Source organism: Pararhodospirillum photometricum DSM 122 (genome assembly GCF_000284415.1).
Lineage (GTDB): Bacteria > Pseudomonadota > Alphaproteobacteria > Rhodospirillales > Rhodospirillaceae > Pararhodospirillum > Pararhodospirillum photometricum.
Genome location: NC_017059.1, coordinates 2,116,511 through 2,141,758, shown reverse-complemented (window position 1 = coordinate 2,141,758; position 25,248 = coordinate 2,116,511). Strand labels below are relative to the sequence as shown.

At 67.3% G+C, this 25,248-nt stretch carries 27 protein-coding genes and 1 pseudogene; 17 read left to right on the top strand and 11 right to left on the bottom strand.

The window, feature by feature from the left end; all coding sequences use genetic code 11:
* Window positions 1-48: 48 nt before the first annotated feature.
* Window positions 49-2,040, top strand: a complete 1,992-nt coding sequence (parE, locus tag RSPPHO_RS09590; protein WP_041797052.1) for a DNA topoisomerase IV subunit B — start codon at window positions 49-51, stop codon at window positions 2,038-2,040.
* Window positions 2,040-2,480 (top strand): SRPBCC domain-containing protein, encoded by a 441-nt coding sequence (locus RSPPHO_RS09585; RefSeq protein WP_014415046.1) that lies wholly within the window; start codon window positions 2,040-2,042, stop codon window positions 2,478-2,480. Before parE ends, RSPPHO_RS09585 begins: the two co-directional genes overlap by 1 nt.
* An 86-nt stretch (window positions 2,481-2,566) precedes the next feature.
* Here RSPPHO_RS09585 and RSPPHO_RS19895 read toward each other — a convergent pair whose 3' ends face one another.
* Window positions 2,567-3,202 (bottom strand): DUF4167 domain-containing protein, encoded by a 636-nt coding sequence (locus RSPPHO_RS19895; RefSeq protein WP_051013795.1) that lies wholly within the window; start codon window positions 3,200-3,202, stop codon window positions 2,567-2,569.
* Window positions 3,203-3,904: 702 nt separating this feature from the next.
* Window positions 3,905-4,852 (bottom strand): annotated as a pseudogene (locus tag RSPPHO_RS09575) (primosomal protein N' family DNA-binding protein); the annotation flags it as partial.
* Window positions 4,853-4,965: 113 nt separating this feature from the next.
* Here RSPPHO_RS09575 and fsa point away from each other — a divergent pair.
* The 13 genes from fsa (at window position 4,966) to RSPPHO_RS09510 (ending at window position 15,928) form a co-directional block, all read left to right on the top strand.
* Window positions 4,966-5,622: a fructose-6-phosphate aldolase gene (gene fsa, locus RSPPHO_RS09570; RefSeq protein ID WP_014415043.1), complete on the top strand. Its 657-nt coding sequence runs from the start codon at window positions 4,966-4,968 to the stop codon at window positions 5,620-5,622.
* A gap of 28 nt (window positions 5,623-5,650) precedes the next feature.
* A complete protein-coding gene (locus tag RSPPHO_RS09565; RefSeq protein ID WP_157879165.1) occupies window positions 5,651-6,364 on the top strand; it encodes a DUF484 family protein in 714 nt (237 codons plus the stop codon).
* Window positions 6,334-7,350 (top strand): tyrosine recombinase XerC, encoded by a 1,017-nt coding sequence (locus tag RSPPHO_RS09560; RefSeq protein ID WP_014415041.1) that lies wholly within the window; start codon window positions 6,334-6,336, stop codon window positions 7,348-7,350. The genes RSPPHO_RS09565 and RSPPHO_RS09560 overlap by 31 nt, the downstream gene beginning before the upstream one ends.
* 148 nt (window positions 7,351-7,498) lie before the next feature.
* A complete protein-coding gene (locus RSPPHO_RS09555; RefSeq protein WP_014415039.1) occupies window positions 7,499-8,245 on the top strand; it encodes a YebC/PmpR family DNA-binding transcriptional regulator in 747 nt (248 codons plus the stop codon).
* A complete protein-coding gene (ruvC, locus tag RSPPHO_RS09550; protein ID WP_014415038.1) occupies window positions 8,245-8,748 on the top strand; it encodes a crossover junction endodeoxyribonuclease RuvC in 504 nt (167 codons plus the stop codon). Before RSPPHO_RS09555 ends, ruvC begins: the two co-directional genes overlap by 1 nt.
* Window positions 8,745-9,386, top strand: a complete 642-nt coding sequence (gene ruvA, locus RSPPHO_RS09545) for a Holliday junction branch migration protein RuvA (RefSeq protein ID WP_041794958.1) — start codon at window positions 8,745-8,747, stop codon at window positions 9,384-9,386. Before ruvC ends, ruvA begins: the two co-directional genes overlap by 4 nt.
* A gap of 3 nt (window positions 9,387-9,389) precedes the next feature.
* Window positions 9,390-10,421 carry a Holliday junction branch migration DNA helicase RuvB gene (gene ruvB / locus RSPPHO_RS09540; RefSeq protein ID WP_014415036.1) on the top strand — a complete coding sequence of 344 codons (1,032 nt, stop codon included), beginning with the start codon at window positions 9,390-9,392 and terminating at the stop codon, window positions 10,419-10,421.
* Between the two features lie 64 nt (window positions 10,422-10,485).
* On the top strand, window positions 10,486-10,917 hold the full coding sequence (locus tag RSPPHO_RS09535) for a YbgC/FadM family acyl-CoA thioesterase (protein ID WP_242390466.1): 432 nt from the start codon (window positions 10,486-10,488) through the stop codon (window positions 10,915-10,917).
* Window positions 10,898-11,920: a protein TolQ gene (gene tolQ, locus RSPPHO_RS21000; protein WP_014415034.1), complete on the top strand. Its 1,023-nt coding sequence runs from the start codon at window positions 10,898-10,900 to the stop codon at window positions 11,918-11,920. The genes RSPPHO_RS09535 and tolQ overlap by 20 nt, the downstream gene beginning before the upstream one ends.
* 5 nt (window positions 11,921-11,925) lie before the next feature.
* On the top strand, window positions 11,926-12,393 hold the full coding sequence (gene tolR / locus RSPPHO_RS09525) for a protein TolR (protein WP_014415033.1): 468 nt from the start codon (window positions 11,926-11,928) through the stop codon (window positions 12,391-12,393).
* 19 nt (window positions 12,394-12,412) lie between these two features.
* Window positions 12,413-13,891: a YhdP family protein gene (locus RSPPHO_RS09520; protein ID WP_041794956.1), complete on the top strand. Its 1,479-nt coding sequence runs from the start codon at window positions 12,413-12,415 to the stop codon at window positions 13,889-13,891.
* Window position 13,892: 1 nt separating this feature from the next.
* Window positions 13,893-15,308 (top strand): AsmA-like C-terminal domain-containing protein, encoded by a 1,416-nt coding sequence (locus RSPPHO_RS09515; RefSeq protein ID WP_157879164.1) that lies wholly within the window; start codon window positions 13,893-13,895, stop codon window positions 15,306-15,308.
* Window positions 15,305-15,928 (top strand): c-type heme family protein, encoded by a 624-nt coding sequence (locus RSPPHO_RS09510; RefSeq protein WP_014415030.1) that lies wholly within the window; start codon window positions 15,305-15,307, stop codon window positions 15,926-15,928. The genes RSPPHO_RS09515 and RSPPHO_RS09510 overlap by 4 nt, the downstream gene beginning before the upstream one ends.
* A gap of 172 nt (window positions 15,929-16,100) precedes the next feature.
* Here RSPPHO_RS09510 and RSPPHO_RS19890 read toward each other — a convergent pair whose 3' ends face one another.
* The 6 genes from RSPPHO_RS19890 to RSPPHO_RS19885 all read right to left on the bottom strand — a co-directional run bounded on the left by RSPPHO_RS19890 (window position 16,101) and on the right by RSPPHO_RS19885 (window position 20,907).
* Window positions 16,101-16,277 carry a hypothetical protein gene (locus RSPPHO_RS19890; RefSeq protein WP_157879163.1) on the bottom strand — a complete coding sequence of 59 codons (177 nt, stop codon included), beginning with the start codon at window positions 16,275-16,277 and terminating at the stop codon, window positions 16,101-16,103.
* 20 nt (window positions 16,278-16,297) lie between these two features.
* Window positions 16,298-16,975: a tRNA lysidine(34) synthetase TilS gene (tilS, locus tag RSPPHO_RS09505; protein WP_051013792.1), complete on the bottom strand. Its 678-nt coding sequence runs from the start codon at window positions 16,973-16,975 to the stop codon at window positions 16,298-16,300.
* On the bottom strand, window positions 16,965-17,807 hold the full coding sequence (gene ybgF / locus RSPPHO_RS09500; protein WP_014415028.1) for a tol-pal system protein YbgF: 843 nt from the start codon (window positions 17,805-17,807) through the stop codon (window positions 16,965-16,967). Before ybgF ends, tilS begins: the two co-directional genes overlap by 11 nt.
* Before the next feature lie 166 nt (window positions 17,808-17,973).
* Window positions 17,974-18,462, bottom strand: a complete 489-nt coding sequence (pal, locus tag RSPPHO_RS09495; RefSeq protein ID WP_173391173.1) for a peptidoglycan-associated lipoprotein Pal — start codon at window positions 18,460-18,462, stop codon at window positions 17,974-17,976.
* 177 nt (window positions 18,463-18,639) lie between these two features.
* Window positions 18,640-19,929, bottom strand: coding sequence for a Tol-Pal system beta propeller repeat protein TolB (gene tolB / locus RSPPHO_RS09490; RefSeq protein WP_422610594.1), 1,290 nt, complete (start codon window positions 19,927-19,929; stop codon window positions 18,640-18,642).
* A gap of 222 nt (window positions 19,930-20,151) precedes the next feature.
* Window positions 20,152-20,907: an energy transducer TonB gene (locus RSPPHO_RS19885; RefSeq protein WP_014415025.1), complete on the bottom strand. Its 756-nt coding sequence runs from the start codon at window positions 20,905-20,907 to the stop codon at window positions 20,152-20,154.
* 270 nt (window positions 20,908-21,177) lie between these two features.
* Here RSPPHO_RS19885 and cimA point away from each other — a divergent pair, with 270 nt between their 5' ends.
* Both cimA and RSPPHO_RS09475 read left to right on the top strand, forming a co-directional pair.
* Window positions 21,178-22,776 (top strand): citramalate synthase, encoded by a 1,599-nt coding sequence (cimA, locus tag RSPPHO_RS09480; RefSeq protein ID WP_041794947.1) that lies wholly within the window; start codon window positions 21,178-21,180, stop codon window positions 22,774-22,776.
* Window positions 22,777-22,796: 20 nt separating this feature from the next.
* Complete coding sequence (locus tag RSPPHO_RS09475) at window positions 22,797-23,612, top strand: RNA methyltransferase (protein WP_014415023.1); 816 nt, start codon at window positions 22,797-22,799, stop codon at window positions 23,610-23,612.
* Here RSPPHO_RS09475 and RSPPHO_RS09470 read toward each other — a convergent pair.
* The 3 genes from RSPPHO_RS09470 to RSPPHO_RS09460 are packed head-to-tail and all read right to left on the bottom strand — an operon-like array spanning window position 23,539 to window position 25,219.
* The gene (locus RSPPHO_RS09470; protein WP_014415022.1) at window positions 23,539-24,069 is read right to left on the bottom strand and encodes a biopolymer transporter ExbD; all 531 of its coding nucleotides are present in this window, start codon (window positions 24,067-24,069) and stop codon (window positions 23,539-23,541) included. The genes RSPPHO_RS09475 and RSPPHO_RS09470 overlap by 74 nt on opposite strands.
* Window positions 24,066-24,485, bottom strand: coding sequence for an ExbD/TolR family protein (locus tag RSPPHO_RS09465; protein WP_041797033.1), 420 nt, complete (start codon window positions 24,483-24,485; stop codon window positions 24,066-24,068). Before RSPPHO_RS09465 ends, RSPPHO_RS09470 begins: the two co-directional genes overlap by 4 nt.
* Window positions 24,482-25,219 carry a MotA/TolQ/ExbB proton channel family protein gene (locus RSPPHO_RS09460; protein WP_051013788.1) on the bottom strand — a complete coding sequence of 246 codons (738 nt, stop codon included), beginning with the start codon at window positions 25,217-25,219 and terminating at the stop codon, window positions 24,482-24,484. Before RSPPHO_RS09460 ends, RSPPHO_RS09465 begins: the two co-directional genes overlap by 4 nt.
* Between the last annotated feature and the right edge of the window lie 29 nt (window positions 25,220-25,248).

Genomic DNA, 25,248 nt, shown 5'->3' with positions numbered 1-25,248 from the left:
TGCGGGGATCCCTTGCCGATCTCCCGCTTCCGTTCCTATAGTCGGGCCATGAGCGATCTCTTTCAAGACGGGGCGGCGCCGCGTGACGCCAACGCCTACACCGCCCAAGACATCGAGGTGCTGGAGGGCCTGGAACCGGTCCGCCGGCGGCCTGGCATGTATATCGGGGGCACCGATGAGCGTGCTTTGCACCACTTGGTTGCCGAGATTCTCGACAACGCCATGGATGAGGCCGTGGCCGGCCATGCTCAGGTCATCGACCTGGAGATGACGGCCGACGGCTTTGTGACCGTGCGTGACAACGGGCGCGGGATCCCGGTGGATCCGCACCCCCGCTTTCCCGACAAAAGCGCCCTGGAAGTGATTTTGACCACCCTGCACTCGGGGGGCAAATTCGGGGGCAGCGCCTATAAAGTGTCGGGCGGCTTGCACGGTGTGGGCTTGTCGGTGGTCAACGCGCTGTCCGACACCTTGAAGGTGGAAGTGGCGCGCGAACGCACCCTCTGGGCCCAGTCCTATTCCCGGGGGCATCCCCAGGGGCCGCTGGAGCGGGTGGGGGCAGCGCCCAACCGGCGCGGGACCACCATCACCTTCCATCCCGATCCCGATATTTTCGGCGGGCGCGCGCGCTTGAAGCCCGCGATCTTGCACCGGATGGCTCGCTCCAAGGCGTACCTGTTCCGGGGGGTGAGGATTCGCTGGGCGTGTGCGCCGGAACTGTTGCGCGAGGACGATCCCACCCCGGCCGAGGAGGTCTTGCACTTCCCCAACGGTCTGGAAGACTTCCTGGGCGCGGTGCTAGAGGGGCGGCCGCTGGTGGCCGGACGGGTGTTCGCCGGCAAAACCACCTTGGCCGAGGACATGGGCAGCCTGGAGTGGGCCCTGTGTTGGCCCGAGGAGGACGAGGGCTTTTTCAGCTCCTACGTCAACACCATCCCCACCCMCGAGGGCGGCACCCACGAGGCGGGGTTGCGCAATGCGCTGACTCGCAGCCTTAAGGCGTATGGGGATATGGCCGGCAACCGAAAGGCCGCTTCCTTGATGCCCGAGGATGTGGTGGGCGGCGCGGCGGTGATGCTCTCGGTCTTTATTCGCGAGCCCCAGTTTCAGGGCCAGACCAAGGAGCGGCTGGTCAGTACCGAGGCCACCCGGCTGGTTGAGCAAGCCCTGCGCGATCCCTTTGACCACTGGCTGACCGGCGCGCCCGAGGTGGCCAATGCCGTTCTCGCCCATGCCCTGGAGCGCGCCGAGGAACGCCAGCGCCGACGCCAGGCGCGGGAAGCCGGGCGCAAAACGGCGACCAAAAAGCTGCGCCTGCCCGGCAAGCTGGCCGATTGCACGCGCTCGACCTGCCAGGGCACCGAGGTATTCTTGGTGGAGGGCGATTCGGCCGGGGGCTCGGCCAAGCAGGCCCGCGACCGCGAGACCCAGGCCGTGTTGCCCCTGCGCGGCAAGATCCTCAACGTGGCCTCGGCCTCGCTCGACAAGATGCAGGCCAACCAGGAACTGAGTGATCTGGTCGAGGCCCTGGGCTGTGGCACCCGCTCCCGCTTCGACCTGGAGCGGTTGCGCTATGAGCGGGTCATCATCATGACCGACGCCGATGTGGACGGTGCCCATATCGCCAGCCTTCTCATGACCTTTTTCTTCCGCGAGATGCCAGGTTTGGTTTCGGCGGGGCACTTGTATCTCGCCATGCCGCCGCTGTACCGGCTGACCCAGGGCGGTACCAGCGTGTATGCCCGGGACGACGCCCATCGCGAGGAACTTTTGCGCACCCGCTTCAAAAAGGGCAAAGTCGAGATCAGCCGCTTCAAGGGTCTGGGCGAAATGCCGCCGGCCCAGTTGCGCGAGACGACCATGGCCTATGCCACCCGCCAACTCCTGCGCGTGACGGTGCCGGCGGGGCGGACCGAGGAAGACCGCGAGGAGGGCCGTGCCGTGACCCGCCTTGTCGAGGAGCTGATGGGGCGCAAGCCGGAGCTGCGCTTTCGCTTCATCCAGGAAAACGCCCGTTTCGTCGAAGGATTGGATATCTGATGAGCAGCGCCGTCCAGACCGTGTGCGAAATCAACGCGCCGCCGTCCCAGGTGTGGCAGGTCCTGACCGATTTTCCTCGGATCGGGACCTGGAACACCGTGCTTCAGAGCATTCGCGGCCGCGCCGAGACGGGGGCTTTTCTTCTGCTCACGGTCAAGCTGGAAGGGCGGCCGGTGCTGTTCATCCCGGCCCGGGTCACCGAGTGCCGCCCGGAGACCGAACTGGTGTGGCGGGGGTCTCTGCCGGGCCTGTTTGCCGGCGATCATTTTTTTCGGCTTCAGGCCCAGCCCGACAACACCACGCTGCTGACCCATGGCGAGGTGTTTTCCGGCCTGCTGGCCGACACCGTGATGACCCCGGCGCTGCGCGAAACGTCCCGTCGAGCCTATGAAGCCATCAATACCGGCCTCAAAGCCGAAGTGGAACGCCCCCTTCCTTAAGGTCCGAGGGGTCTGGGGAGGCCCGCCTCCCCAGCCTTTTTTATCTTACCGCGTCTACATCTCCAAGCCCGGGCCCTTGAAAAGGCTCAGGCCGGCACGCTCTCGTCGCGGCTGTCCGACACCGCTTCGGGCTCGGCCGCCGGCTGGGCCTCGGCGGCGGGGCGGCGGCGGCGGCGGGGGGCCCGTTCCGGCTTGGGGGCGGGCGCGGCCACGGGCTGGGGTCGCTCGTCGTCCAAGATCACGATGGGTTGGGGCTCAGAGCCCAGGTCGCGCGGTGGCAGGGGAGCCAGATCAGGCTGCTGCCCTTCGCCCGGGCGCGGCTCGTGGTGACGGGGCTCTTGATAGCGGGTGTCGTAGCGGTTGGTGTCGCGCCCGGAGTCCCGTCCCGTGTCCCGGGGATCCTCGTCGTCGAGGCCCTCGTCGTCGTCGTCGAAGGAGCCGGGGGCCTGGGGCTGCTCGTCGGGTTTGATGTAACGGCCGGTCAGGGCATTGAGAACGCGCTGATAGTGGTCGGCGTGTTGGTGGCAGTTTTCGGCCAGGATGCGGTCCCCTTGCGAGGCGGCGTCGCGGGCCATGGCCAAGTATTTTTCAACGAGCTGCTGCGCGTTTCCCCGCACTCGTACCCCGGGCCCATTGCTGTCAAACACCTGATTTCGGTTGGGAGGGCGTTTGCCGTTCATGTTGCGGCTGCGGGGGCGACCGCGCGAGTTCGCGTTTTTCATGGTCCCGTCAAATCTCCACGAAGAGGACTGCTTTTCCACGCTGCTTCCTTGGATTCCGTTGACATCGCGATCCCCGCGCGCGGGGATCCCTTGCCCAGGGGGAATCTCTGTTGCCCGGGCTCCCGGCGGCGCCATGACCCAGGTTGGTTCAGGAATGTCGGCACGCGCCCGGCGGGCCTTGTTGGCCACTGGTTCCGGCGGCCCTTGCGTCGCGTCCGTGTCCCCTCCCGCTCGCCCGGCGGTTTTGGAGATCGGCTTGCGGATAGGGGAAAGCGGGGGTTCTGTCAAGTCCCCGCCCATGTCTTTCCGCTGCGCGCTTTTTTACCCTAGGACTGATGGCTCTCTGTTTCCAGTGATATTTACCCCGGATGCGTTGTTTCAATGGCGAAGGCCCGGATCATCGAGCCGGTCTTGGTGCACCCGATAGGTTTGTCCCGGCCGCAGGACCACCACGGCGTTTTCCCGCGGCCCCCGGCTGACGGCCAAGGTGGCGGTGCCGGGGGTGACCCGCAGGACCCGCACATGGGGCAACAGCGGATCCTCGGGGCCGAGGGGCTGGTCGTTGAGCCACAGCCGCCAGCGCGACGGCCCGGCCCACATCAGGTTGGTCAGCGTCACGTCGCGCAGGTCCCGCCAGCCCGGGGGACGTCCCCAGGGCTCGGCGGGACCTGCGCGACGTGACGCTGACCAACCTGATGTGGCCAAGTCGGGAAAGGGCAAGAACAAGGCAGAACGCGCCCCCACCACCACCGGCGCCGTCCCCCGGGCCACCGCCCGCCACGTGCGCCGCCGCTGGGCTGGGCTGAGTTGGGAGTGCCAAAGGGCAGGCGGCGCCCCGAAGCGCTGGGCAAAGCGCTCGGGCCATTGGGCGGCCAGGGCGATCTCGGGCAGCAGTACGACGCCTTGGCGTCCCTCCCTCAGAACATGGGCCAGGGCCTCGAAATAGACCTCGGTCTTGCCGGCGCCGGTGACGCCTTCGAGCAGCGTGACCGCAAACCCCTGGGGGCGGCAGAGTTGGGCCGCCGCCGCCGCCTGCGCGGGCGAAAGGTCGGGTCCGGGCCGGCTGGAGTCGGGCCAGGGCAGCGGTTCCTCCCGCGCCCGCTCCACCGCCTTCACCCGCCCGGCCTGGGCCAAGGCGGTGACCACGGCGGCACCCACCTTGGCCTCACGCACCAGTTCGGCGGTGGTCAGGGGCCCCGACGCGCGGGCGAGCGCGGCCAGAACCTGCTGGCGCTTGGGCGTCAAGCCCGTAAGGTCGCCGACGTCGGAGGACAGGGCCCAGGCCTTGTGCGGCGGCGGCGGCGTCAGGGCCTCGGGCACACTAAGCGCCAGACGCAGCACCGCCCCTGGCGACTGGACGGTGTACGACGCGAGCCAGTCCACCAAGGCCCGCAGCGGGGCCGGCAGCGGCGGCTCCTGCAAAACGGCCGCGATCGGGCGCAGCCGCGCAAGATCCGGCCCGTCCGGGCTCCCCTGGTCCCACACCACGCCCAGGGCCTCGCGCCGGCCCAGAGGCACCCGCACAAAGGATCCCGGCGCGGGCAGCCTCCCGGCCGGCGCCAGATAATCGTAGGGTCCCGCCACTGGCACGGGCAACAGCACGGGAACCCGCGTCGGGACTGACGGGGTGGTGGCGGGACTATCGGCCATGGGCTACACTCCGGCCCCCTACCAACAGCCGCGACGCGGCGCACCCCGCCAGCCGCCGCCACGCGCCGCGATGCCAAGGGGGGACCTGGGGGGAAGCAACGAGGGATCCGGGCATGAAGTTTTTCATCGATACGGCAAACCTGACCGACATCAAGGAGTTGGCCGCCACGGGGATGGTGGACGGCGTGACCACCAATCCAACCCTGGCCGCGCGCGAGGGCAAGGATTTCCTGACCCTGATCGCCGATATCTGCGCCGTGGTGTCGGGCCCGGTCAGCGCCGAGGTCACGGCCCTTGACGCGACGGCAATGATCGAGGAAGGGCGCCGCCTTGCCCACATTGCCCCCAATGTGACGGTCAAACTGCCTCTGACCCGCGACGGCCTCAAGGCCTGCCGGGTGTTGAGCCACGACGGGGTGATGGTCAACGTCACTTTGTGCTTTTCCCCGGGGCAGGCCATCTTGGCGGCCAAGGCGGGCGCGACCTTCGTGTCGCCGTTTGTCGGACGACTCGACGACCTGTCGCACGACGGCATGGACCTGATCAGCGACATGGTGCGGATTTACGCCAACTATCCCGCCTTCACCACTCAGATTCTAGTGGCCAGCGTGCGTCATCCGTTGCACGTGATCGAGGCGGCCCGCTTGGGCGCACACGTGGCCACCGTGCCGCCCAAGGTTCTGTATCAACTCTTTGAACACCCCTTGACCGACAAGGGACTCAAGGCCTTTCTTGACGACTGGGCCAAGTCCGGTCAGACCATCTTGTAAACCCAACGAAGTCGGGAGGACGTCCCCTATGGGCAAGGCCAGCGACACGGTGTCCCCCACCGGATCGGGAAACGACCCGGACGAAGCCGCCGTCCTTGACTACCTTTTGCGCAATCCTGATTTCCTGAAGGAGCATCCCGACGTCTTGCTGCTCGCCACGCCGCCCCAGCGGTTCGAGTCCAGCGAGGGAAAGGTGGTGGACATTCAGCACGTCATGCTCAAGCGCTTGCAAACCGAAATGGCGGATCTGCAAGATTGCGCCGAGCAGTTGATCATAACCACCCGCTCCAACATGGCCACCCAAAAGGGCACCTTGCAGGCCGCCCTGGCCGTTTTGGAAAGCGAGGGGATCGACGGCCTAGCCCTGACCATCGCCGAGGACCTGCCGTTGTTTCTCGATGTCGATGTGTGCACCTTGCGCATAGAACAGGGCTTGCCGGGGGTCCCTCCCGCGATTGCCACCCTGCCCCCCGGCTTGATGGGGCGCACCTTTGAGACCGACGACATGGCCGCCTTGCGCCCTTTGAGCCCGGCGGAATCGGTGATCTACGGCGCCACGGCCAGCGAGGTGCGCTCCGATGCCCTGGTCCGGCTCACCGCCGCCGACGGGCAACCGCTCGGCATTCTAGCGCTGGGCTCGCGTCTGGAGGGCACCTTCGAGCCCGACATGGCGCTTGACCTTCTGCTGTTTCTTGCCCGGGTGGTGGAAAATTGCCTGCGTCGCCGGATGCCTCCGCGCTAAGGCCGGGGGATGCGCTGGGCCTGGGGGGGGATCCGGTCCTCGGCCCGGTTCTGGCCGCCGTTCCCCTGCCCTGCCCGCCCGATCTCGCCCGCGTCCTCGCCGACTGGCTAGGATGGATGGGCCGCGAGCGCCGGGCCAGCCCCCATACCCTGCTGGCTTACGCTCGCGACCTCGCCGCTTTTTTGGCGTTCTTGCGCGACTATCGCGGGGAGGAAGTCAGTTTGGGGGTGTTGGCGGCCTTGGACGCGGCGGACTTTCGCGCCTATCTCACCGCCCGCACCAATGAGGGCCTGTCGCGGCCCTCGCTGGCCCGGGCCCTGTCGGCACTGCGCAACCTTTTCCGCTGGCTCGACCGCGAAGACCACATCCACAATGCCGCGCTGGACAGCCTGCGCACCCCCAAGCTGCCCCAGGCGGTGCCCAAGGCCCTGAGCGAGGAGGAAGCCGCCGAGACCTTGGCCGCCACCCGCGACTTGCAAGACGAGCCCTGGGTGGCCAAGCGCGATCTAGCCTTGTTTACCTTGCTGTATGGCTGTGGCCTGCGGTTGGGGGAGGCCCTTGATCTCGATCGGGGCGACTGGCCCCGGGGGGAGGTGCTGCGCATCCTCGGCAAGGGCCGCAAGGAGCGGCTGGTGCCGTTGTTGCCGGTGGTGAGCGAGGCCCTAGACGACTATCTCGAGGCCTGTCCCTTCCCCGGGGGGCCGGGGACGCCCCTGTTTTTGGGGCAGAGGGGGGCACGTCTCAACCCCGGGGTGGTGCAACGCCAGATGCGGCGGCTGCGGGCGCTGTTGGGTCTGCCCGAGTCGGCGACGCCCCATGCCTTGCGCCATAGTTTCGCAACCCATCTGTTGGCCCATGGGGGTGACCTCAGGACCATTCAGGAACTGCTGGGGCATGCCAGTTTATCGACGACGCAGCGTTATACGAAGGTCGATTCGGTCGGGCTGGCGCGGCTGCACCGCGAGACTCATCCCAGGGCCCGCTGAAAGGCCGGGGAGGCGCGGCCTCCCCAGCCCCCCTCGTCTCCCAAGGAAAAAAGCCCGGGTTTCTTTCCCTCGGGACACCTGCCATAGTGGGGGCGCTCCCCCGGCCGGGGGAAATCCCACATCGCGATAGAGACAGAGCAAGCCGACTATGGCCGGTCATTCCAAATTCAAGAACATCATGTACCGCAAGGGCGGGCAGGACGCCAAACGCGCCCAGGCCTTTACCAAGCTCGCCCGCGAAATCACCGTGGCAGCCAAAATGGGCCTGCCTGATCCCGATTCCAACGCGCGTCTGCGCGCGGCCATTATCGCCGCGCGCGCCCAGTCCATGCCCAAGGACAACATCCAGCGCGCCATCGACAAGGCCACCAACTCGACCGATGGCGCCAATCTGGAAGAAATGCGCTACGAGGGCTATGGCCCGGGCAATGTCGCGGTGATCGTGGAATGCCTCAGCGACAACCGCAACCGCACCGCCGCCGAAGTGCGCGCCGCCTTCAACAAGAACGGCGGGACCATGGGCGAAACCGGCTCGGTGGCCTTCAACTTCGACCGGGTCGGCCTGATCCACTACCCGGCCAAGGCCGGCGAACCCGATGCGGTGCTGGAAGCGGCCATCGAGGCCGGGGCCGATGACGTGGAGTCGAGCGACGACGGCCACGACATCTATTGCAAGCCCGACGATCTGGCCGCCGTGACCCGCGCCCTGGAAACCAGCCTGGGCGACGCCGAGATCTCGCGCTTTGACTGGCGGGCCAAGGCCTCGGTGCCGGTGGATGCCGAAACGGCGCCGCTGCTCATGAAGTTCCTGAACGCGCTCGACGACAGCGACGACGTGCAGCGCGTGGCCGCCAATTACGAAATCGACGATGCCGTCATGGAAAGCCTGGGCTGATGCGGGTGCTGGGGCTCGATCCGGGCTTGCGCGTCACCGGGTGGGGCGTGATCGAGGCGTGGGACAACCGCCTGCGGCATGTGGCCGACGGCGTGGTGCGCTCGGACGAGTCCCTGTCGCTGGCCGAGCGGCTGGCCCAGTTGCATCAAGGCATCCTGGCGGTGATTGCCGCCTACGCCCCCGAGAGCGCCGCCGTTGAGGAGACCTTCGTCAACTGCAATCCCGCCTCGACCCTCAAGCTGGGGCAAGCCCGGGGCGTGGTGCTGCTGGCCCCGGCCCTGGCCGGGATCGCTGTCGCCGAATACCAGCCGAGCGTGGTCAAGAAGGCGGTGGTGGGCACGGGCGGCGCGGCCAAGGCCCAGGTGGGGATGATGATCCGCACCTTGCTGCCCGGGGCCGTGCTGGAGGCCGCCGACGCCGCCGACGCCTTGGCGGTTGCGGTGTGCCATGCCCACGCCCACGCCGGGCAACGATCGTTGCGGCGCGCGGGAGGCGGAGCATGATCGCCAAGTTACGCGGCCTCGTCGAGGCGGTGGGCGAGGATTGGGTGGTGATCGACGTCAACGGCGTGGGCTATCAGGCCTTTTGCCCGAGCCGGGTGCTGCGACGGCTGCCCATGGTCGGCGAAAGCACGACCTTGTTCATCGAAACGCATGTGCGCGAGGACCATATCCACCTCTTTGGCTTTCTGGAGGCGGCGGAGCGGGCGTGGTTTCGCCTGCTGTCCACCGTGCCCGGGGTGGGGTCCAAGGTGGCGCTGGCCTTGTTATCGGTGCTCTCGGCCGAGGCCTTGGGCCAAGCCATCGTGGCCGGAGACAAAGCGGCCCTGACCCGAGCGGCCGGGGTGGGCCCCAAGTTGGCCCAGCGCATTGCCGCCGAGTTGAAGGACCGGGCCGTGGCCCTGGGCGCTCTGGAGAGCGCCGCCCCCCGGCTGGCCCTGGCCGATGGCCCCGCCCCAGCGGCCGAGGCGAGCGGGGGAAGCCGGGGGGTGGGCGAGGATGCCCTGAGCGCCCTGGTCAATCTGGGCTATGGCCGGGCCGAGGCCTTGGTCGCGGTGGCCAGGAGCCAAGCGGCCCTCGGCCCCGAGGCCCCTTTGTCGGCGGTGTTGCAAGCCGCCTTGCGTGAGTTGGGAAGAAGCTGATCCATGGCCAACGCTGACGCCGAGCGCCTGGTGTCCGGCAAGCGGCGCGAGGGCGACGATGTTGCCCTGCGCCCGCAGACTCTGAACGACTTCGTGGGCCAACGAAGGGTGCGGGAAAATCTGGCGGTGTTCGTCAAAGCCGCCCGTGATCGGGGCGAGGCCCTGGACCATGTGCTGTTTCATGGCCCGCCAGGCCTGGGCAAGACGACCTTGGCCCAGATCGTGGCCCGGGAACTGGGGGTGGGCTTTCGCGCGACCAGCGGGCCGATGATCGCCCGGGCCGGTGATCTGGCGGCGCTGCTCACCAACTTGGAGCCGCGCGACGTCTTGTTCATCGACGAAATCCATCGCCTCAATCCCGCCATTGAAGAGGTCTTATATCCGGCGATGGAGGATTTCCAGCTTGACCTGATTATCGGCGAGGGTCCGGCTGCCCGTAGCGTGCGCATTGATCTGGCCCCGTTCACCCTGGTCGGCGCGACAACCCGCTCGGGCCTGTTGACCACGCCTCTGCGCGATCGCTTCGGAATCCCCTTGCGGCTTGAGTTCTACGAAACCGAGGAACTGGTGGACATCGTCACCCGTGGCGCCGCCCTTTTGGGGGTGGCTCTGAGCGCCGATGGGGCGCTAGAGGTGGCGCGGCGCTCGCGGGGCACGCCGCGCGTCGCTGGTCGCCTGCTGCGCCGCGTGCGCGACTTTGCCGCCGTGGCCGGTCGCTCCCCCGTGACCGCCTTTGTGGCCGACGCCGCCCTCTCGCGGCTTGATGTCGATGGCGCCGGCCTGGACACCCAGGACCGCGCCTATCTGCGTCGCATGGCCGAGCATTATGGCGGAGGGCCCGTGGGGGTGGAAACTCTGGCCGCCGCCTTGGCCGAGGAGCGCGACACCCTGGAAGACGTGATCGAACCGTTTTTGTTGCAACAGGGCTTTATCCAGCGCACGCCGCGCGGTCGGGTGATGACGGCTCTTGCGTGGCGTCACTTGGGCTTGGCGCCTCCGCCGTCCCCCGATGCCCCCCCGCCCCCGGAGAGCTAAGGCATCGACCCCCGACCCCCTCCCCCCTTCCGGCGTGTGGCGCGACGGCGTCCACCTGTATCCCGTGCGCGTTCACTGGGAAAACACGGACGCGGGCGGCATTGTCTATCATTCACAGTACTTGAATTTCGCCGAGCGGGCGCGTACCGAAATGCTGCGCCTGCTCGGACTCGCCCAGCGGGACCTGATGGACCAAGAAGGCCTCGCCTTCGCGGTGGCCCGACTGAGCCTTGACTACCGGCGCCCGGCGCGCCTTGACGACGCCTTGACGGTGGAAACGCGGATCGTTCATGTGGGCGGCGCGCTCTTGGATCTCGACCAGAGACTCCGGCGCGGCCCTCAGGAACTGACACGCCTTGCGGTGCGCGTGGCTTGTCTGGCCCTGGCCAGCGGCGCACCGGCTCGCCTGCCCGCCTCGGTGCGCGCCTTGCTGACCGGACCCGACCAGGACGGACGACTCGTAAACAGGACGGACGATGGAACCCCTCACCGCTGACGCGATCACGCACTTGGTTTCCCAGGCGGGCGCGGGCGTGACCGATGCCCTTGCACAAACCTTGATCCACCTGGGCGATTCCCTGGGCCATGCCTTGGGTCATGCCTTCGGCGCGGGCCCGGAGGCTCAGGTTCAGCCGCCGGCGCCGCGGGCCCAGCCGGCCCTGCCCGTTGATCGCGAGTTGCTGCCCCAGGCGGCCACGGTGCCGCAGCGCCCCGTGGGCACGGGGCTGCCGTCCAGCGGCACGGCCGGCCCGGTCGCGGCGGCGGCGGCGGGAGCGGGGGTTGGCGCCGCTGCGGCAGCGGCCCCGGCCGCCCCGGCACCGGCCCACCTGTCGGTGACGGGCCTGTTCATGCAGGCCGACATCATCGTCAAAATGGTCATGATGGCCCTGATGGGGGCCAGCGTGTGGTGCTGGGCGATTATCATCGAAAAATTGATTCGCATCCGCGACCTCAACCGCAAGGCGGAAAAGTTCGAGGAAAAGTTCTGGTCGGGCTCGTCGCTGGAAGACCTGTTCGACCGTATCGGCCAGCGCCCGCGCGATCCCATGAGTGCGGTTTTTGTCGCGGCCATGCGGGAGTGGCGGCTGGCGGCCCAGCGTCGCGGGGGGCCGGCCGGTCCGCGCCCGCTGCTGGCCCAGCGCATCGAGCGGGTGATGGGCATCACCATGAGCCGCGAGTTGGACATGGTGGAACGTCGGCTGGGCTTTTTGGCCTCGACCGGCTCGGTGGCGCCGTTTGTCGGCCTGTTTGGCACGGTGTGGGGCATCATGAACAGCTTCGCGGCCATCGGCCAGTCGCAAGACACCAGCTTGGCCACGGTGGCGCCCGGCATCGCCGAGGCCTTGTTCGCCACGGCGCTGGGCTTGGTGGCGGCGATTCCGGCGGTGATCGCCTACAACAAGCTGTCGTCGGATATCGACCGCTACGCCGGCCGCCTGGAAGCCTTTTCCGGTGAGTTCGGCGCCATCCTCGGCCGCCAGCTCGACGAACGGGATTAAGGCTCATGGGCGCTTCGATTGCACCAAGACGAGGCGGCCATTCCCGCCGGCGACGCAGCCACCAGATGAGCGACATCAACGTCACGCCCATGGTGGACGTGATGCTGGTGCTGCTCATCATCTTCATGGTCACGGCTCCCCTGATGACCACGGGGGTGAAGGTGGACCTGCCGCGCGCGTCCACCGCCTCGCTCGGCAAGGACACCGAGGCCCTCACCGTGAGCGTGACGGCGGAGGGCGCCATCTATCTGCAAGATCAAGCCATGCCCGACACGGCCCTGGCGCCCCGCTTGCAGGCGATTACCCAGGCCAACCCCGATGTCAAAATCTACGTGCGCGGTGACGCCGGGGTGAACTATGGGCGGGTGATGGAAGTGATGGGCTTGCTGCGCCAGGGGGGCTTGGAGAAAGTGGCCCTGATCACCCAGCCCGGCCAGCCCGCCCCCCAGACTCCGACCAAGACCCGGCGTTGACGGGCGACAAAGGCTCGCGATGAAACGCGCTTTTTTCATATCCCTGGGCCTGCACGTGCTGCTGCTGATCTTGGTGATCGTCGGCATCCCGTTCAACCGGCGCGAGGTTGTCGTCCAGGAGTCGGTCCAGATCGTCGAACTGGCCGAGATCAGCGACGAGACGACCTCGCGCAGCGACACCAAGACGCCCCTCACTCTCCTCGAGACGCTTCTGGGGCTGGGCGCGGGACGGCCGGTGCGCCTAGCGTTTAGCAACGCCTCCTTCTTGTTCGAGGACCCTGCCCTCGGAGCGCGGCTGGCGATCCGGGATCTGGATGGCTTTTTCGACCGGCAAGACGGGGCCTTCGTGATTACCCTGGGGGCGAGTCTGGATCGGCCCGAGGGCGAGGTGCGTCTTGATGCCACCTTGAATGGGAGCGCCGCCTCCGATCCCCTGGACGCCGCCTTGTCCTTTGCCGGCCTGACCCCCGCCGCACTTCGCGAGAGCGTGGCTCTTTTGATGCCGGGGGTGAGCTTGGCGCTGGGGCCGGTGCGGGCCGGGCGTCTGGCGGGGGATGTGCAAGCCCGCCTCGATCTGCGGGCGCTGGCCGGCCCCGATCCCCGTCTGGGGCTGCTCAATGCCTTCTTCCGCCTGGAAGCTGGGGAGGTGCGCTTGACCCTGTCTGGGAGTCTGCCGGAGACGCCCTGGGAGAAACTGTCCTCTGATCTCGAGGTGCCCCATGTGCTCCTGGCCGGTCGGGCGACCCGGGGCCTGGAAAGCCTCCCCCTCGATCGCTTGGCTGTCGATTTGGGCCATGGCGCCACCTTGGAGGCCCGGGGGGAGGCGCAGGATCTGGCCACGGCGCCCCGGATCAGCCTCAGGCCCGTCATTACCGGCTTAGCCACCGAGGACCTGATCCGGCTCTGGCCACCGTTTGTCGCCGAGGGGGCCCGAACCTGGATGGCGGAGAACCTCTCGCGCGGGCGCGTGCGCGAGGCCGTTCTTGATATCGTTCTGGCCGGGCCCCGTTTGGCCGAGGTGGCCCCCGTGTCGCTTGCCGGGACGGCCGATGTCGAGGGGCTGACGGTCGTTTACCGCGCTCCCCTGCCGCCCCTGGAAGACGTGGGGGGACGCTTGCATCTGGCTCTTGAGGCCATTCGCGTGGATGTGGCGCAGGCGCGGGTGCAGGGGCTGGACGGATTGGCGCTTCAGGGCGGCACGGTGGTTTTCACCGGTCTTGATGCCGAAGATCAGTTCGCCGACATCAAGGCCCGGATCTCGGGGCCGCTGGCCCAGGCCCTGACCCTCATCGACCACGAGCCCCTGGGCTATGCCAAAGCCGTGGGACTGGTGCCAGCCCAGGTCAAGGGCGAGGCCGAAACCGAGATTAGCTTCGCCTTTCCCCTGCTTAAAACCCTGACCTTCGAGCAAGTCAGCTTGGGGGTGAAGGCCCGCTTGGCCGGCGTTGCCTTGCCTCGGGTCGTTTTGGGCCGCGATTTGGGGGACGGGGCTTTTTGAGTTGACGCTCGATCGTCGGGGCATGGACGTGAAAGGGACGGCCACCCTGGGCGGGGTGCCGGCCAGTCTGGAGTGGCGCGAGGCCTTTTCCGGCGACGGGGTGCTCTCGCGCTACCACGCGCGCGCCACCGTCACCGAGGCCCAGCGCCAAGCCCTGGGGATTGTTCTGCCCGCCACCCAGCCCCCGTTGGCCACCGGTGATTTCAAAGCCGACGTCACTGTGGTGCGCGAGGCCGGTGATCGCACAACCTTGGACGCCCGCCTTGACCTGTCGCCCCAAGCCCTGAGCCTAGCGGCGCTCGACTGGTACAAGGCGCCGGGCGCTTCGGCTTCGGCACGTCTTCTCGGGCGTTTTACGCCCGGCCGGGCGACTGTCGATGTCAACCTCACCGCCGAGCCGGGGCTTGAGCTCAAGGTCATGGTGGCCCTTGATCCCGAGACCCGGGCCGTGCGCCGCTTGGAGGTCGAGCGGGCCGCCGTGGGCCAAACGTGGCTTACCGGGGCCGTGGACCTGACCGGCCCCGTGCCAGCGTTCCTCGTCAGTGACGGTGTTTTGGACCTGGAGCCGGTTCTCAAGTATCGCAAAACCTTGCCCAAGGACGACCCCGATACCTTGCCGGCGCTGACCATCGATGCGGGCTTGCGGGCGGTGAGGATGGGAGAGAGGCGGGTGTTGGAACGGGTTTCGGCCAGTTTGGGGCGCACGAACACCCACTGGCGCACGGCCCTGATTCGCGGCACCGTTCAGGGCGGGCCGCCGCTCAGTCTGACCTTGGGACCCTCGGGCGAGGAGCGGGCCTTTTCCCTGGTGACCGAGGATGGGGGAGCGGCCCTGCGCGGTCTTGATGTCATCGACTCCTTGGGCGGGGGAGCCTTGCGGGTCGAGGGGGTCATCGACGATGCCGGACTGGCGCGGGGGCGCATCGACATGACCGACTTTCGTTTGACCCAGGCCCCCGTACTCGCTCGCTTGCTGTCGGTGGCGGGCCTGACCGGGATCTTGGATGCCCTGGCCGGCCCGGGTATCGGTTTTTCTGTGTTGCGCGCGCCTTTTGTTTACAAGGATCCCGACCTTGTTTTAAAGGACGCTCGGGCCTACGGCATGGCCCTGGGCTTGAGCGCGCGCGGCACGATCAACCTCGAGACCGACACCCTGGCTCTTGAAGGAACCCTGGCGCCTGCCTATGCCATTAATAGGCTGGTGGGCCAGATTCCCTTGGTGGGGCAGGCTCTCGTTGGGGGCGAGGGGGAAGGATTGATTGGGGTGACCTATTCCGTGAACGGGACGTTAGACGACCCTCGGGTGGGGGTGAACCCGCTCTCCGCCCTGACCCCGGGCTTTCTGCGCGGGATTTTCGGCCTGTTCGAGGGGCCGGCCCAGCAAACGGCGGAGCCTCCTCTTGGAGGCGGCCAATGAGCCCGCCCGACCCGCCTTCCGGGGGCCGGCGCCGACGCCTTTTGCCCCTCGTGGTGCTGGGGATCAGTGTGGGGGGGATTGGGATCGGTGGCGGCCTCTATGGGTGGCAGGCCGAGCGCATCGACGACGCCTTGCAAACCATGGCCCACGAGCGGGCCCGTGCCTTGTTCGACCTCACCAGTTTGGCCTGGGACTGGAATGTGCGTCATCAAGCCGGCGGCATCCCGCCCGAGCTGCCCATCAACCCGGCGCGGATGGTCCGCGAAATCGGCGACTTGGCCCGGCCCGAGGGCTTGCGTCTGTCTGTGACCAGTCTTGTCCCCCTTGATCCCGCCAACGCCCCCGATGCGTGGGAAGCGGAAAGCCTGCGCTTGATAAACGAGGGGCGCATGAGCGAGCGCCTCAGCTTTTTCCCCGGATCGGAACCGGTCTATCGCTTCATGGCCCCGGTGCCGGCCAAGGCTTCCTGCACGACCTGCCACGGCGATCAGGGGCAGAAGGGAGGGGTCATGGGGGGGGATCTCCATTACCATGCCGGCCCAAGGGCTGCTGGCGGTCGCGACAGCGCACAAAAAAAGAGGCCGCCCTGCTGTTGGGGGGGGGAACTTTCGGGATTGTGACCCTGGCCGGACTGGCGGTGATCCAGGGGCGGCGCGTGGTGGTTGCTTGGCACGAGCGGCGTGCCCTGGAGCGTCTGACCGAAGCCTACCGTCTGCAAGATCATCTGATCGCTGCCCGTACCGAGCAGCTTTCCGCCGTCAACGCCGCCCTTCTCGAGGAGGTGGCTAAGGTTCAGGCCGTACGGCGCGAGGTTGAAGAAAGGGCCAGCATGGCCGGGTCGGGGGCCGCCGCCAAAGCGTCGCGCGGCACGCGGATCCAGCCGGAGCCTTGGGCCACGATCAGGTCGGTCAGGAGCGTGGTGATCGCCTGGGCCAAGCGTGCCCGGTCGTCGCCGGCCCGCGCCGCCACCCCGGCAAGAGCCTTGGCCGTCAGGCCCGCGGCGGCCAGGGGGGGGCCAGAGCCCGCCAGCGGGCGCGTTCAAAGCGGGGGTCCTGGTTCGAGGGATCCTCGTCCCAACTCAAGCCAAGGGCGTGGGCGGTGGCGACAAGAGCGGTCTTGGGAACGTCCAGAAAAGGACGCAGCAGCCGCACCCCGGGGCGATGGGTGATGCTGGCCATTGCGGCGAGGCCATCGGGGCCGCTGGAGCGGGCCAGCCGTTCCAAGACGGTTTCCGCCTGATCGTTTTGATGATGGGCGAGCAAAAGGTGAAGAACACCGCGCGCCCGGCAGGCCTCTTCCAAGGCGGCGTGGCGAAAGATCCGGGCCTCTTCTTGCAGCGAGGTTTGTGGGGGACGATCGGGCCGGGTGAGGATGATGCCCTCGGCCCCCCAGGCCTCCGCCTGCCGCTGCACGCGGGCCGCCTCGCCGGCCGCCGCTGCCCTCAGGCCATGGTTGACGCACAAGGCCACCACCCGGCCACCCCGGGCCCGCGCCCAGCGGCAGGTCAGGGCCAGCAAGGTCAGGCTGTCCACGCCCCCGGACACGGCAACCGCCAGGGCCGGGGCTGGTTCGAACGGTCCCAGCCCCTCCAGTCGGCTGCCAAACCAGGGCTCCAGAGCGGGTGCCGTCTGGGGAAGGGCAGGGACCTTGGGCGGGTCAGCAGCCAAGCCGCCCGATTTCCGACTGGGCACGCCGTTTGATGGCGTCGGTGGCCTTGGGATACTGCCCCTCAAGCCGCCCGAAGGCCGCGCAGGCTTCCCGGGTTTTGTTCAGGTTGGCGAGCGCCAGACCCAGCTTGAGCAGGTTGTCGGGACCTTTGGAGCTATCGGGGAAGTTCTGATAGCCGGACATGAAAGCGACAGCCGCCTGCTCAAAGTCTCCGCGCACATAATAGGTTTCCCCCAGCCAGTACTGGGCATTGCCGGTCAGCTTGCCCTTGGGGTACTTCTGGATAAAAGCCTTGAGCGCTTGCTCCGCCGACGGATAATCCGAGTTCCGCAGCAGGGAAAAAGCGTAGTTGTACTGATCGTTTTCCGATCCGTCTGGCAACGTGCCGGCGTTTGGCGTGGCACTGGCGGTCGGCAGGGAGGTGCTGGAGGCCGGCCCCTGCTTGCCCGGGGGCGTCAGAACGCCGGTGGCGGGCGGGGAGGCCACGGCGCCGGGCTTGGCGGGCGTGGTTTTGCCCGGGGCGGCCGTGCCGGTGTCCCGGGTCGGATTGCCCTCCAGGGCATCCAGGCGATACTCGATATCGCCGACGTTGGATTTCAATTTATCCTGGAGTTGGCGGTTCTGATACAGGGCTTCCTCGACCCGCCCGGTCAGATCCTGGACCAGACGTTCAAGCTCGCCCACGCGGACCTGAAGCCGGGTCACCGTCTCCTGGGTGGCACTGGCGGGAACCTGAGCCTGCGAGGGCGGGCTTCCCAGAAGCACGGCCACCATCAAGGCGGTGCCGCCGGCGAGCCCACGGAAAGCAAAAGGAGGAACGATGGCCGACATGCTGGAACACCCGCGTCGTGACGACTAACAGCAAAACAGCCCCACCATCCGCAGACAAGAAATACGCTGGGCCAGGGCTGGTCCACGGCAAAGGACGAGGGCGCCGCCTCCGCATAACGGAGGACGGCGCCCCATCCAGCTTACTTAAGCGAGGTCGGCCCGCCGCTTATTGCGGAACGGACACGCCACGACGGTTCTGCGACCAGCAGCTCTCGGTGGACTGGGTGCAGGTCGGACGCTCCTTGCCGTAGGTCACGGTCTTGACGCGATTGGCGGCAACGCCCTGCGAGGCCAGGAACTCACGAACGGCGTTGGCACGACGCTCGCCGAGGGCCAGGTTGTACTCGCGGGTGCCGCGCTCGTCGGCATGGCCTTCCACGGTCAGGGAGAAGGTCGGGTAGCGGGTCAGCCAAGAAGCCTGCTTCTGCAAGGTGGCGCGCGCCTCGCTGCTCAGGTTGTACTCGTTGTAGTCAAAGAACACGCGGTCACCCACGACCTGCTGGAACTCGGCAACGGTGCCAGCCGCCGGGCCAGCGGCCTTGGTGGTGGTGGTGGCGGCGCCGGCGCCAGCGCCGCTCGCACCGGTGTCGGGGGTGGTCGAGCAGGCCGACAGCATCATCACGGCGGCAGCGGCCCCGAGGAAACCGTACTTCATCATCGAAAAGAACTCCCGAGTTAAAGCTGTGCGACCAGTCCTGAAAAGTGGCCGGTCGGCTTGGAAAGGGTGGAATGCTGGACGCGCCTCACTCAAGTCCGGAAATTCCGAACCTTTTGTGATCTAAATCGCGGCCGAACACAAGGGGTCCCTGTGCGAACGCACAACGCTGTTGCTTTAAGGCAACAGAGGAGACCACGCTGGATCGGACGCTTCGGTTGACGTCGGGATCATGCGTTCGGCATGACCCGTCAAGTCAATGGTATACAAGCCCGGACGACTGCCGCGCTCCTCGCGGAAATAGGTCAGAACCCGCCCATTGGGCGCCCAGCTCGGCCCTTCCACCAGGAAGCCTTCCGACAGAATCTTCTCGCCGCTGCCATCTGGCCGCATGACGCCAATAAAGAACCGTCCGCCTTTCATCTTGGTAAAGGCGATCAGGTCGCCGCGCGGCGACCACACCGGTGTGGCATAGCTGCCATCACCAAAGCTGATGCGCTGCACCCCGGAGCCATCCGCGCTCATCACGTAAAGCTGCTGCGAGCCGCCGCGGTCCGAGTTGAAGGTGATCTGACGGGCATCCGGCGCATAGGACGGCGAGGTGTCGATCGCCGGATGGTTGGTCAGTCGCGTCGCCTTACGCGTGCGAAGGTCCATCTCGTAGATCTCGGTATTGCCGTCCTTGGCCATGGACATGATCACCTTGTTGCCGTCCGGGGAGAACCGGGGCGCAAAGGTCATGCCGGGGAAATCCCCCAAGAGTTCGCGTCGCCCCGACTCGATGTTGAAAAGATAGACACGAGGCACGCCATTGTAATAGCTCAAGTAGGTGATTTCTTGCGCCGTGGGGCTGAAGCGTGGCGTCAGCACCATCGCCTCGCCGGTGGACAAGGTGCGCTGATTCGCGCCGTCCTGGTCCATGATGGCAAGCCGCTTGGTCCGGTCGTTCTTGGGACCGGATTCGGCGATATAGACGATTCTCGTGTCGAAATACCCACCCTCGCCGGTGATGGCCTTGTAAATTTCGTCAGCAATGATGTGGGCCACACGACGCCAGTTTTCGCTCTGGGTCACCAGGGCCCGGCCGACCACCTGTTCGCCTGCCGCCACGTCCCACAGTCGGAACGACACTCGCAGGCGTCCATCTCCCGTCGGCTGTACCTCGCCTTGCACCAAGCCCTGGGCGCTGAGGGCGCGCCAGTTGGCGAAATTGGGCTGGGTGGCCAGCGAGGGCAGCGACTCGATGAAGGCCGCCTTGTTCAAAACCCGAAACAGGCCCGAGCCTCCCAGGTCATTGGCGATCACCCCGGCCACATCGCGGCCCATTCCCGTGGACTGGGCATCAGAGCCGCCGAAATCGGGAATGGCAATGGGCATGGGCTCGGTCACGCCCCGGGTGATATCGATCACCAACTCGGCGCGCGCCGGCGCCACGGTGATTCCGGCGGACGCCAGAACCAAGGCCATCACGGCAAGGCCAGCGCCCCAGCGGCGCCGCGCCGTCGTCGATCGGATCATCGCAGCTTAATCCTTCCCAGAGACCACCAAAAGGCTCCCCCCTTGTTGCTCGGAGGGCGCCGACTCACGCCAGAATAAGAAGTGTGCGGAACAAAACAAGATCCGGTCCGATGGCCGGATCGCTCTCCTGCGTCCGGCCATTGCACCGTAAATATGGCGCTCCTGAGGCAGCTAATTCACGTCCACCCCCGTGGGGGCGAAGCGCAAGGTAAACCCCTTTTCAAATAAGGGGAACTTGTCTGCCGGAACGGGCAGAGGGCTGGCCCGGCGCACGGCGCGCACCGCGCTGTCGGCGAGCGCGCGGTAGAAAGGATCGGCCGCAAGCGCCGGGTCCAGTAACGCCTTGGCCGTTGCCACCGAGCCATCGGTGGCAATCGTCACCAGCACGTCTACCATCATCTTCTCCACGCCCTTGCCGCCCTTGTTATAGTTCCACATTTTTTCAACGTGGTACCGAATCGCGTCGATCTCGCTCATGGTTAGGCGCTGGGAAATCCGTCCCTGGTTCGAGGCCTGGGTCGAGGAACTCGTCGAGGACGGGGCCGTGGAGGCCGCGGGCTGCGACGAGGCTGACGCCTTGCTCTGTGTCTGGGGCTGCGCCTTTTCCATGCTCTTGACCGTGTTCAGAACCGAATCGAAGGGATCGGCTTCCTTCGGCGGCTTCTGCGGCTGGGGCTGCTTGGGCGGCTCTTTCGGAGCTTCCTTGGGTTTTTCCGGTTTCTTCTCGGGTTCCTTGGGCTTTTCCGGCTCCGGCTTTTTCTCCGGCTCCTTGGGCTTCTCGGGCTCCGGCTTCTTTTCCGGTTCCTTCGGTTTCTCCGGCTCTTTCGGCTTTTCCGGTTCCTTGGGCTTTTCCGGCTCGGGCTTCTTGGGCTCGGGCTTTTTCGGCTCAGGCGGCGGCTCGACCTTGGGCTCGGGCGGCGGCGGCACCGGGGGGGGCGTGGATGACGAAGAGCGCCTCGATGCGTTTTGTCCGACCGTCAAGGCCTTGATGCAGGGGCAGGGGGGCTTGTGACTCTTGAGAAAGTGCGGGTCATTCCGATAGAGGCGTGAGAGAMSGGVGGGTCTGGGGAGGCCCGCCTCCCCAGCCTGCCCTTTTCCTCCCTCCCGCACTTTCACTTGAGGGAGGGAGCCAAAGGAGGCATCCTCCCTGGTTTCCTCATGACGGGATTTACTCCCCCCGGTACCGGACCCAGATGGATGAGCAAGCGCGTCTACCTGTACGACAGCACCCTGCGCGACGGCGCGCAGACTCAGGGCGTGGATTTTTCGGCGGCCGACAAGATTGCGATCGCCCGGGAGCTGGACGGACTGGGGATTGACTACATTGAAGGCGGCTGGCCCGGGGCCAACGATACCGACGACGCCTTCTTTGCCCGTGCTCCCCACATGGTCCGGGGCCGGCTGGCGGCCTTTGGCATGACCCGGCGGGCCGGGCGCAGCGCCGACAACGACCCGGCCTTGCAAACCCTGTTGAGCAGCGGCGCCCCGGTGGTCACGCTGGTGGGCAAGACCTGGGATTTCCAGTGTCGCGTTGCCCTGGGCGTGGAACTGGACGAAAACCTGCGCATGATCGCTGACTCCATCGCCCTCACCGCCCAGCGGGTCGATCAGGCGGTGTTTGATGCCGAGCACTTTTTCGACGGCTACAAGAGCAACCCTGAGTATGCTGTGTCCTGCCTGCGCACGGCGCTCGATGCGGGCGCCCGTTGGGTGGTGCTGTGCGATACCAATGGCGGCACCTTGCCCAGCGAGGTCGAGGCCATCGTGACCGCCATCACCCGGCAGTTGCCCGGCGACCGCCTGGGTATCCACTGCCACAACGACACGGAAAACGCGGTGGCCAATTCGCTGGCGGCGGTGCAAGCGGGGGTGCGCCAGATCCAGGGCACCTTGAATGGCCTGGGCGAGCGCTGCGGCAACGCCAACCTGATCAGCATCATCCCCAGCCTGATGCTTAAGATGGGCTTCGAGACCGGCCTGTCGAGCCACGACCTGACCCGGCTCAAGCACGTTTCGCGCCTGCTCGACGAGCGCCTCAATCGCGCCCCGGACCGCCGCGCCCCTTACGTGGGCGACAGCGCCTTTGCCCACAAGGGCGGCTTGCACGTGTCGGCGGTGGAGCGCGATCCGCGCTGTTACGAACACGTCACCCCCGAGTCGGTGGGGAACACGCGCCAGATCCTGGTCTCTAATCAGGCCGGCCGCTCCAACGTGATGGCGCGCTTTCGCGAGATTGGCCTCGACATGGAGGCCAGCGATCCCCGGATCGGCAGCCTGCTGGAGACCATCAAACGCCTGGAGGCGCAGGGCTTCGCCTTCGATGGCGCCGAGGCTAGCTTCGAGTTGCTGGCCCGGCGCGAGTTGGCCGAGGTGCCCGAGTACTTTCGCCTGACCAGCTTTCGGGTCATCGACGAACGGCGCTGGAACGCGCGCGGCGAGTTGATCACCCTCTCGGAAGCCACGGTCAAAATGGACATCCAAGGCGAGCGCCACATGGTGGTGGCCGAGGGCAACGGCCCGGTCAATGCCCTGGACGCCGCCTTGCGCAAGGTGTTGGTGCCGGTCTATCCGGTGCTGGCCGACCTGCGTTTGGTGGATTACAAGGTGCGGATCCTGACCCCCGACGCGGCCACGGCGGCCCTGACCCGGGTCATGATCGAAAGCGCCGATGCCGAGGGAACCCGCTGGACCACCGTGGGGGTGTCGTCCAACGTCATCGACGCCAGCTTCAACGCCTTGCAAGATGCGCTGACCTACCGCTTGTTCAAAAGCGGTCAGGTCCCCCATCCCGGCTGAGTTTGTAAGACGAGGACCCCGTGGCAGGAACTGACCACACCCGGGCGGCTGTGATGGCCGACCCTGAGCGCGCGCCCGTCATCGTGCTGGTGCGGCCCCAACTGGCGGAAAACGTCGGGATGGTGGCCCGCGCCATGCTCAACTGCGGCCTGACCCGCCTGCGCCTTGTCGCCCCGCGCGAGGACTGGATGGCGGAAAAGGCCGTGGCGGCCGCCTCGGGCGCCGATGCCTTGCTGCGCGACGCCCAGCCTTTCGAGACCGTCGAGGCGGCGATTGCCGACTTGCGCCGGGTCTACGCCACCACGGCGCGGCGGCGCGATATGATCAAGCGCGTGCTAACCCCGCGCACGGCGGCGGCCCACCTGCGGGCCTTTGCCGACGTGGCCGAGCCGGCGGGTGTCTTGTTTGGTCCCGAGCGTACCGGTCTTAACAACGACGACGTGGCCCTGGCCGATGCCGTCATCGAGGTGCCGCTCAACCCGGCCTATTGTTCGCTCAATCTGGCCCAGGCGGTGCTCCTCTTGGGCTACGAGTGGTTCCAGGCCGCCAGCGACGCCCCCCCCGAGCAGTTGGTGGTCAATGCCACCCGCCCGGCGACGCGGGCCGATCTCTTGGGCTTCTTTGCCCACCTGGAGCGCGAACTTGATGCCTGTGGCTTTTTGCGCAATGCCGAGAAACGCCCGGGCATGGTGCGCAATATCCGGGGCCTGTTCGAGCGCGCCGCCCTGACCGAGCAGGAGATCCGCACCTTGCATGGCATCGTCAAGGAACTCCGTCACGGTCGGCCCGAGGCCCGGAGCTTGACCGAAGAGCCGCGGGAGACCTCCCAGGGGTGATCGCCCCTGGCTCCTGGGGGGGGGCCGGGCGTCTCCCTCCCCGGTCCAGAAACCGCTCGGTGCCGGTCACGGCAAAAGACGGCACGCCGTGGCGCTGGACGGCGGCCAGAACCGCCATGACCGGCGCAAACGCTCCCCGGCCATCGGCATCAAAATGAAGCGGGGGCGGATGGGGCTGGGCCACCAGGGCGGCGAGGTGGGCGTCCAAACTGGCCCGGTCGGGGAGGGCCTCCCCCTGCCAGAACACCGTGCCCGTCTCATCCACCCACACCCGGACCGCATCGGACGCGCTGGCGCCGGGCGCGGCCCGAAGCCCCAGTGGGGTCAGGTGCGGCAGGACCGGGAGGGTGACGATGATCATGATCAGCAACACCAGCAAGACGTCGATCAGCGGCGTGGTGTTCATCTCGCCGAGGGGCCTGGGGTCGGGGTCGCCCTCGAACAGGTCAGGAGTCATGCGCCGGGCTCCGCGGGCTGGGTGATGAAGCCAATCCGGCTGAGGCCGGCGCGTCGGCAGGCGGCCAGCACCCGGCCCACCGCCGCATAGGGGACCTCGGCGTCGGCGCGCACATGAACCGGGGGCACCGGTTGGCGCCCCGCCACCTCCTGGAGGGCGGCACTCAGGGCCGGCCCCGCCACCTCGGCTCCCGCCACGCTGACCCGCCCGTCCCGATGCACCACCACGCTAACGCTGTCCCTGGCCTCCTCGACCGGGCTTGCGGTCGCGTGGGGCAGACGCACGGGGGCCTGGGTCGCGACCACCGGTACGGTGATCAGGAAGATGATGAGCAAGACCAGCATCACGTCCACCAGGGGCGTGGTGTTTAAGGTGGCGATGGGCTCGGGGGCGTCATGGACCGGCTCGTCGATCATGGCCTGCCCGCCCCGGGCCATCGCCCGGACAAAAGAGCGCTCTCGATATCGGCGGCGAACAGACGCAAGGGGTCGATCGTGTTTTTGCCCGAGCGGATCAGGGCATTGTAGGCCAGCACCGCCGGGACCGCGACCAGGAGGCCAAGGGCCGTCATGATCAAGGCCTCGCCCACCGGCCCCGCCACCGTCTCCAGGGAGGCCGGGACGGTGCCTCCCAAGGCGGTCAGGGCCCGATGAATGCTCCACACCGTGCCAAACAGCCCGACAAAAGGCGCCGTGGCCCCCACGGTGGCGAGGAGGGTCTGCCCTTCTTGCACCCGGCTTTGGGTTTCGGCGATCACGCGATGAAGCGCGAGGCCCAGCCAGGTGTGGCGATCGACCCCCGTGACCTGGCCCGCGCGGAACAAGGCGTCGGCCTCCTGGGCGGCTTCGACCAAGGCGGCCTGGGGGGAGCCTGGCACCAGGGCCGCAAGCCCGCCCCCTGCCCAGAAGCGGGCGACCCGCCCTGCCTGCCGGGCCTGCTGGATTCCGCCCAGTGTGCGCACAACGATGACGGACCAACTCGCCACCGACATCGCCAGCAGCACGATCAAGGTGCCCAGGGCCACCCCGTCGCCCTGGACCCAAAGCGCGGCCAAGCGTTCGGCCGGAGGGGCGGGAGGGAGTGGGTCCGCCAGGGGCACGAGCGGCTCGGCCCAGGCCGGACTCCCCCCCCCGATCAGCGCGATCCCCAAGGCTCCTCCCCCGCGAAGGAGCCTCCGCC

What these genes read in the sequence shown, in the direction of transcription:
- RSPPHO_RS09520 (WP_041794956.1), top strand. Translation starts at nt 12,413, where the DNA reads ATGAAACGCGCTTTTTTCATATCCCTGGGCCTGCACGTGCTGCTGCTG.
- RSPPHO_RS09565 (WP_157879165.1), top strand. Translation starts at nt 5,651, where the DNA reads ATGGGCAAGGCCAGCGACACGGTGTCCCCCACCGGATCGGGAAACGAC.
- RSPPHO_RS19895 (WP_051013795.1), bottom strand. Translation starts at nt 3,202, where the DNA reads ATGAAAAACGCGAACTCGCGCGGTCGCCCCCGCAGCCGCAACATGAAC.
- cimA (WP_041794947.1), top strand. Translation starts at nt 21,178, where the DNA reads ATGAGCAAGCGCGTCTACCTGTACGACAGCACCCTGCGCGACGGCGCG.
- fsa (WP_014415043.1), top strand. Translation starts at nt 4,966, where the DNA reads ATGAAGTTTTTCATCGATACGGCAAACCTGACCGACATCAAGGAGTTG.
- ruvA (WP_041794958.1), top strand. Translation starts at nt 8,745, where the DNA reads ATGATCGCCAAGTTACGCGGCCTCGTCGAGGCGGTGGGCGAGGATTGG.
- RSPPHO_RS09470 (WP_014415022.1), bottom strand. Translation starts at nt 24,069, where the DNA reads ATGACTCCTGACCTGTTCGAGGGCGACCCCGACCCCAGGCCCCTCGGC.
- pal (WP_173391173.1), bottom strand. Translation starts at nt 18,462, where the DNA reads ATGAAGTACGGTTTCCTCGGGGCCGCTGCCGCCGTGATGATGCTGTCG.
- RSPPHO_RS09585 (WP_014415046.1), top strand. Translation starts at nt 2,040, where the DNA reads ATGAGCAGCGCCGTCCAGACCGTGTGCGAAATCAACGCGCCGCCGTCC.
- tolR (WP_014415033.1), top strand. Translation starts at nt 11,926, where the DNA reads ATGGGCGCTTCGATTGCACCAAGACGAGGCGGCCATTCCCGCCGGCGA.
- RSPPHO_RS09510 (WP_014415030.1), top strand. Translation starts at nt 15,305, where the DNA reads ATGAGCCCGCCCGACCCGCCTTCCGGGGGCCGGCGCCGACGCCTTTTG.
- tolB (WP_422610594.1), bottom strand. Translation starts at nt 19,929, where the DNA reads ATGGCCTTGGTTCTGGCGTCCGCCGGAATCACCGTGGCGCCGGCGCGC.
- RSPPHO_RS09555 (WP_014415039.1), top strand. Translation starts at nt 7,499, where the DNA reads ATGGCCGGTCATTCCAAATTCAAGAACATCATGTACCGCAAGGGCGGG.
- tolQ (WP_014415034.1), top strand. Translation starts at nt 10,898, where the DNA reads ATGGAACCCCTCACCGCTGACGCGATCACGCACTTGGTTTCCCAGGCG.
- ruvC (WP_014415038.1), top strand. Translation starts at nt 8,245, where the DNA reads ATGCGGGTGCTGGGGCTCGATCCGGGCTTGCGCGTCACCGGGTGGGGC.
- ybgF (WP_014415028.1), bottom strand. Translation starts at nt 17,807, where the DNA reads ATGTCGGCCATCGTTCCTCCTTTTGCTTTCCGTGGGCTCGCCGGCGGC.
- ruvB (WP_014415036.1), top strand. Translation starts at nt 9,390, where the DNA reads ATGGCCAACGCTGACGCCGAGCGCCTGGTGTCCGGCAAGCGGCGCGAG.
- RSPPHO_RS09465 (WP_041797033.1), bottom strand. Translation starts at nt 24,485, where the DNA reads ATGATCGACGAGCCGGTCCATGACGCCCCCGAGCCCATCGCCACCTTA.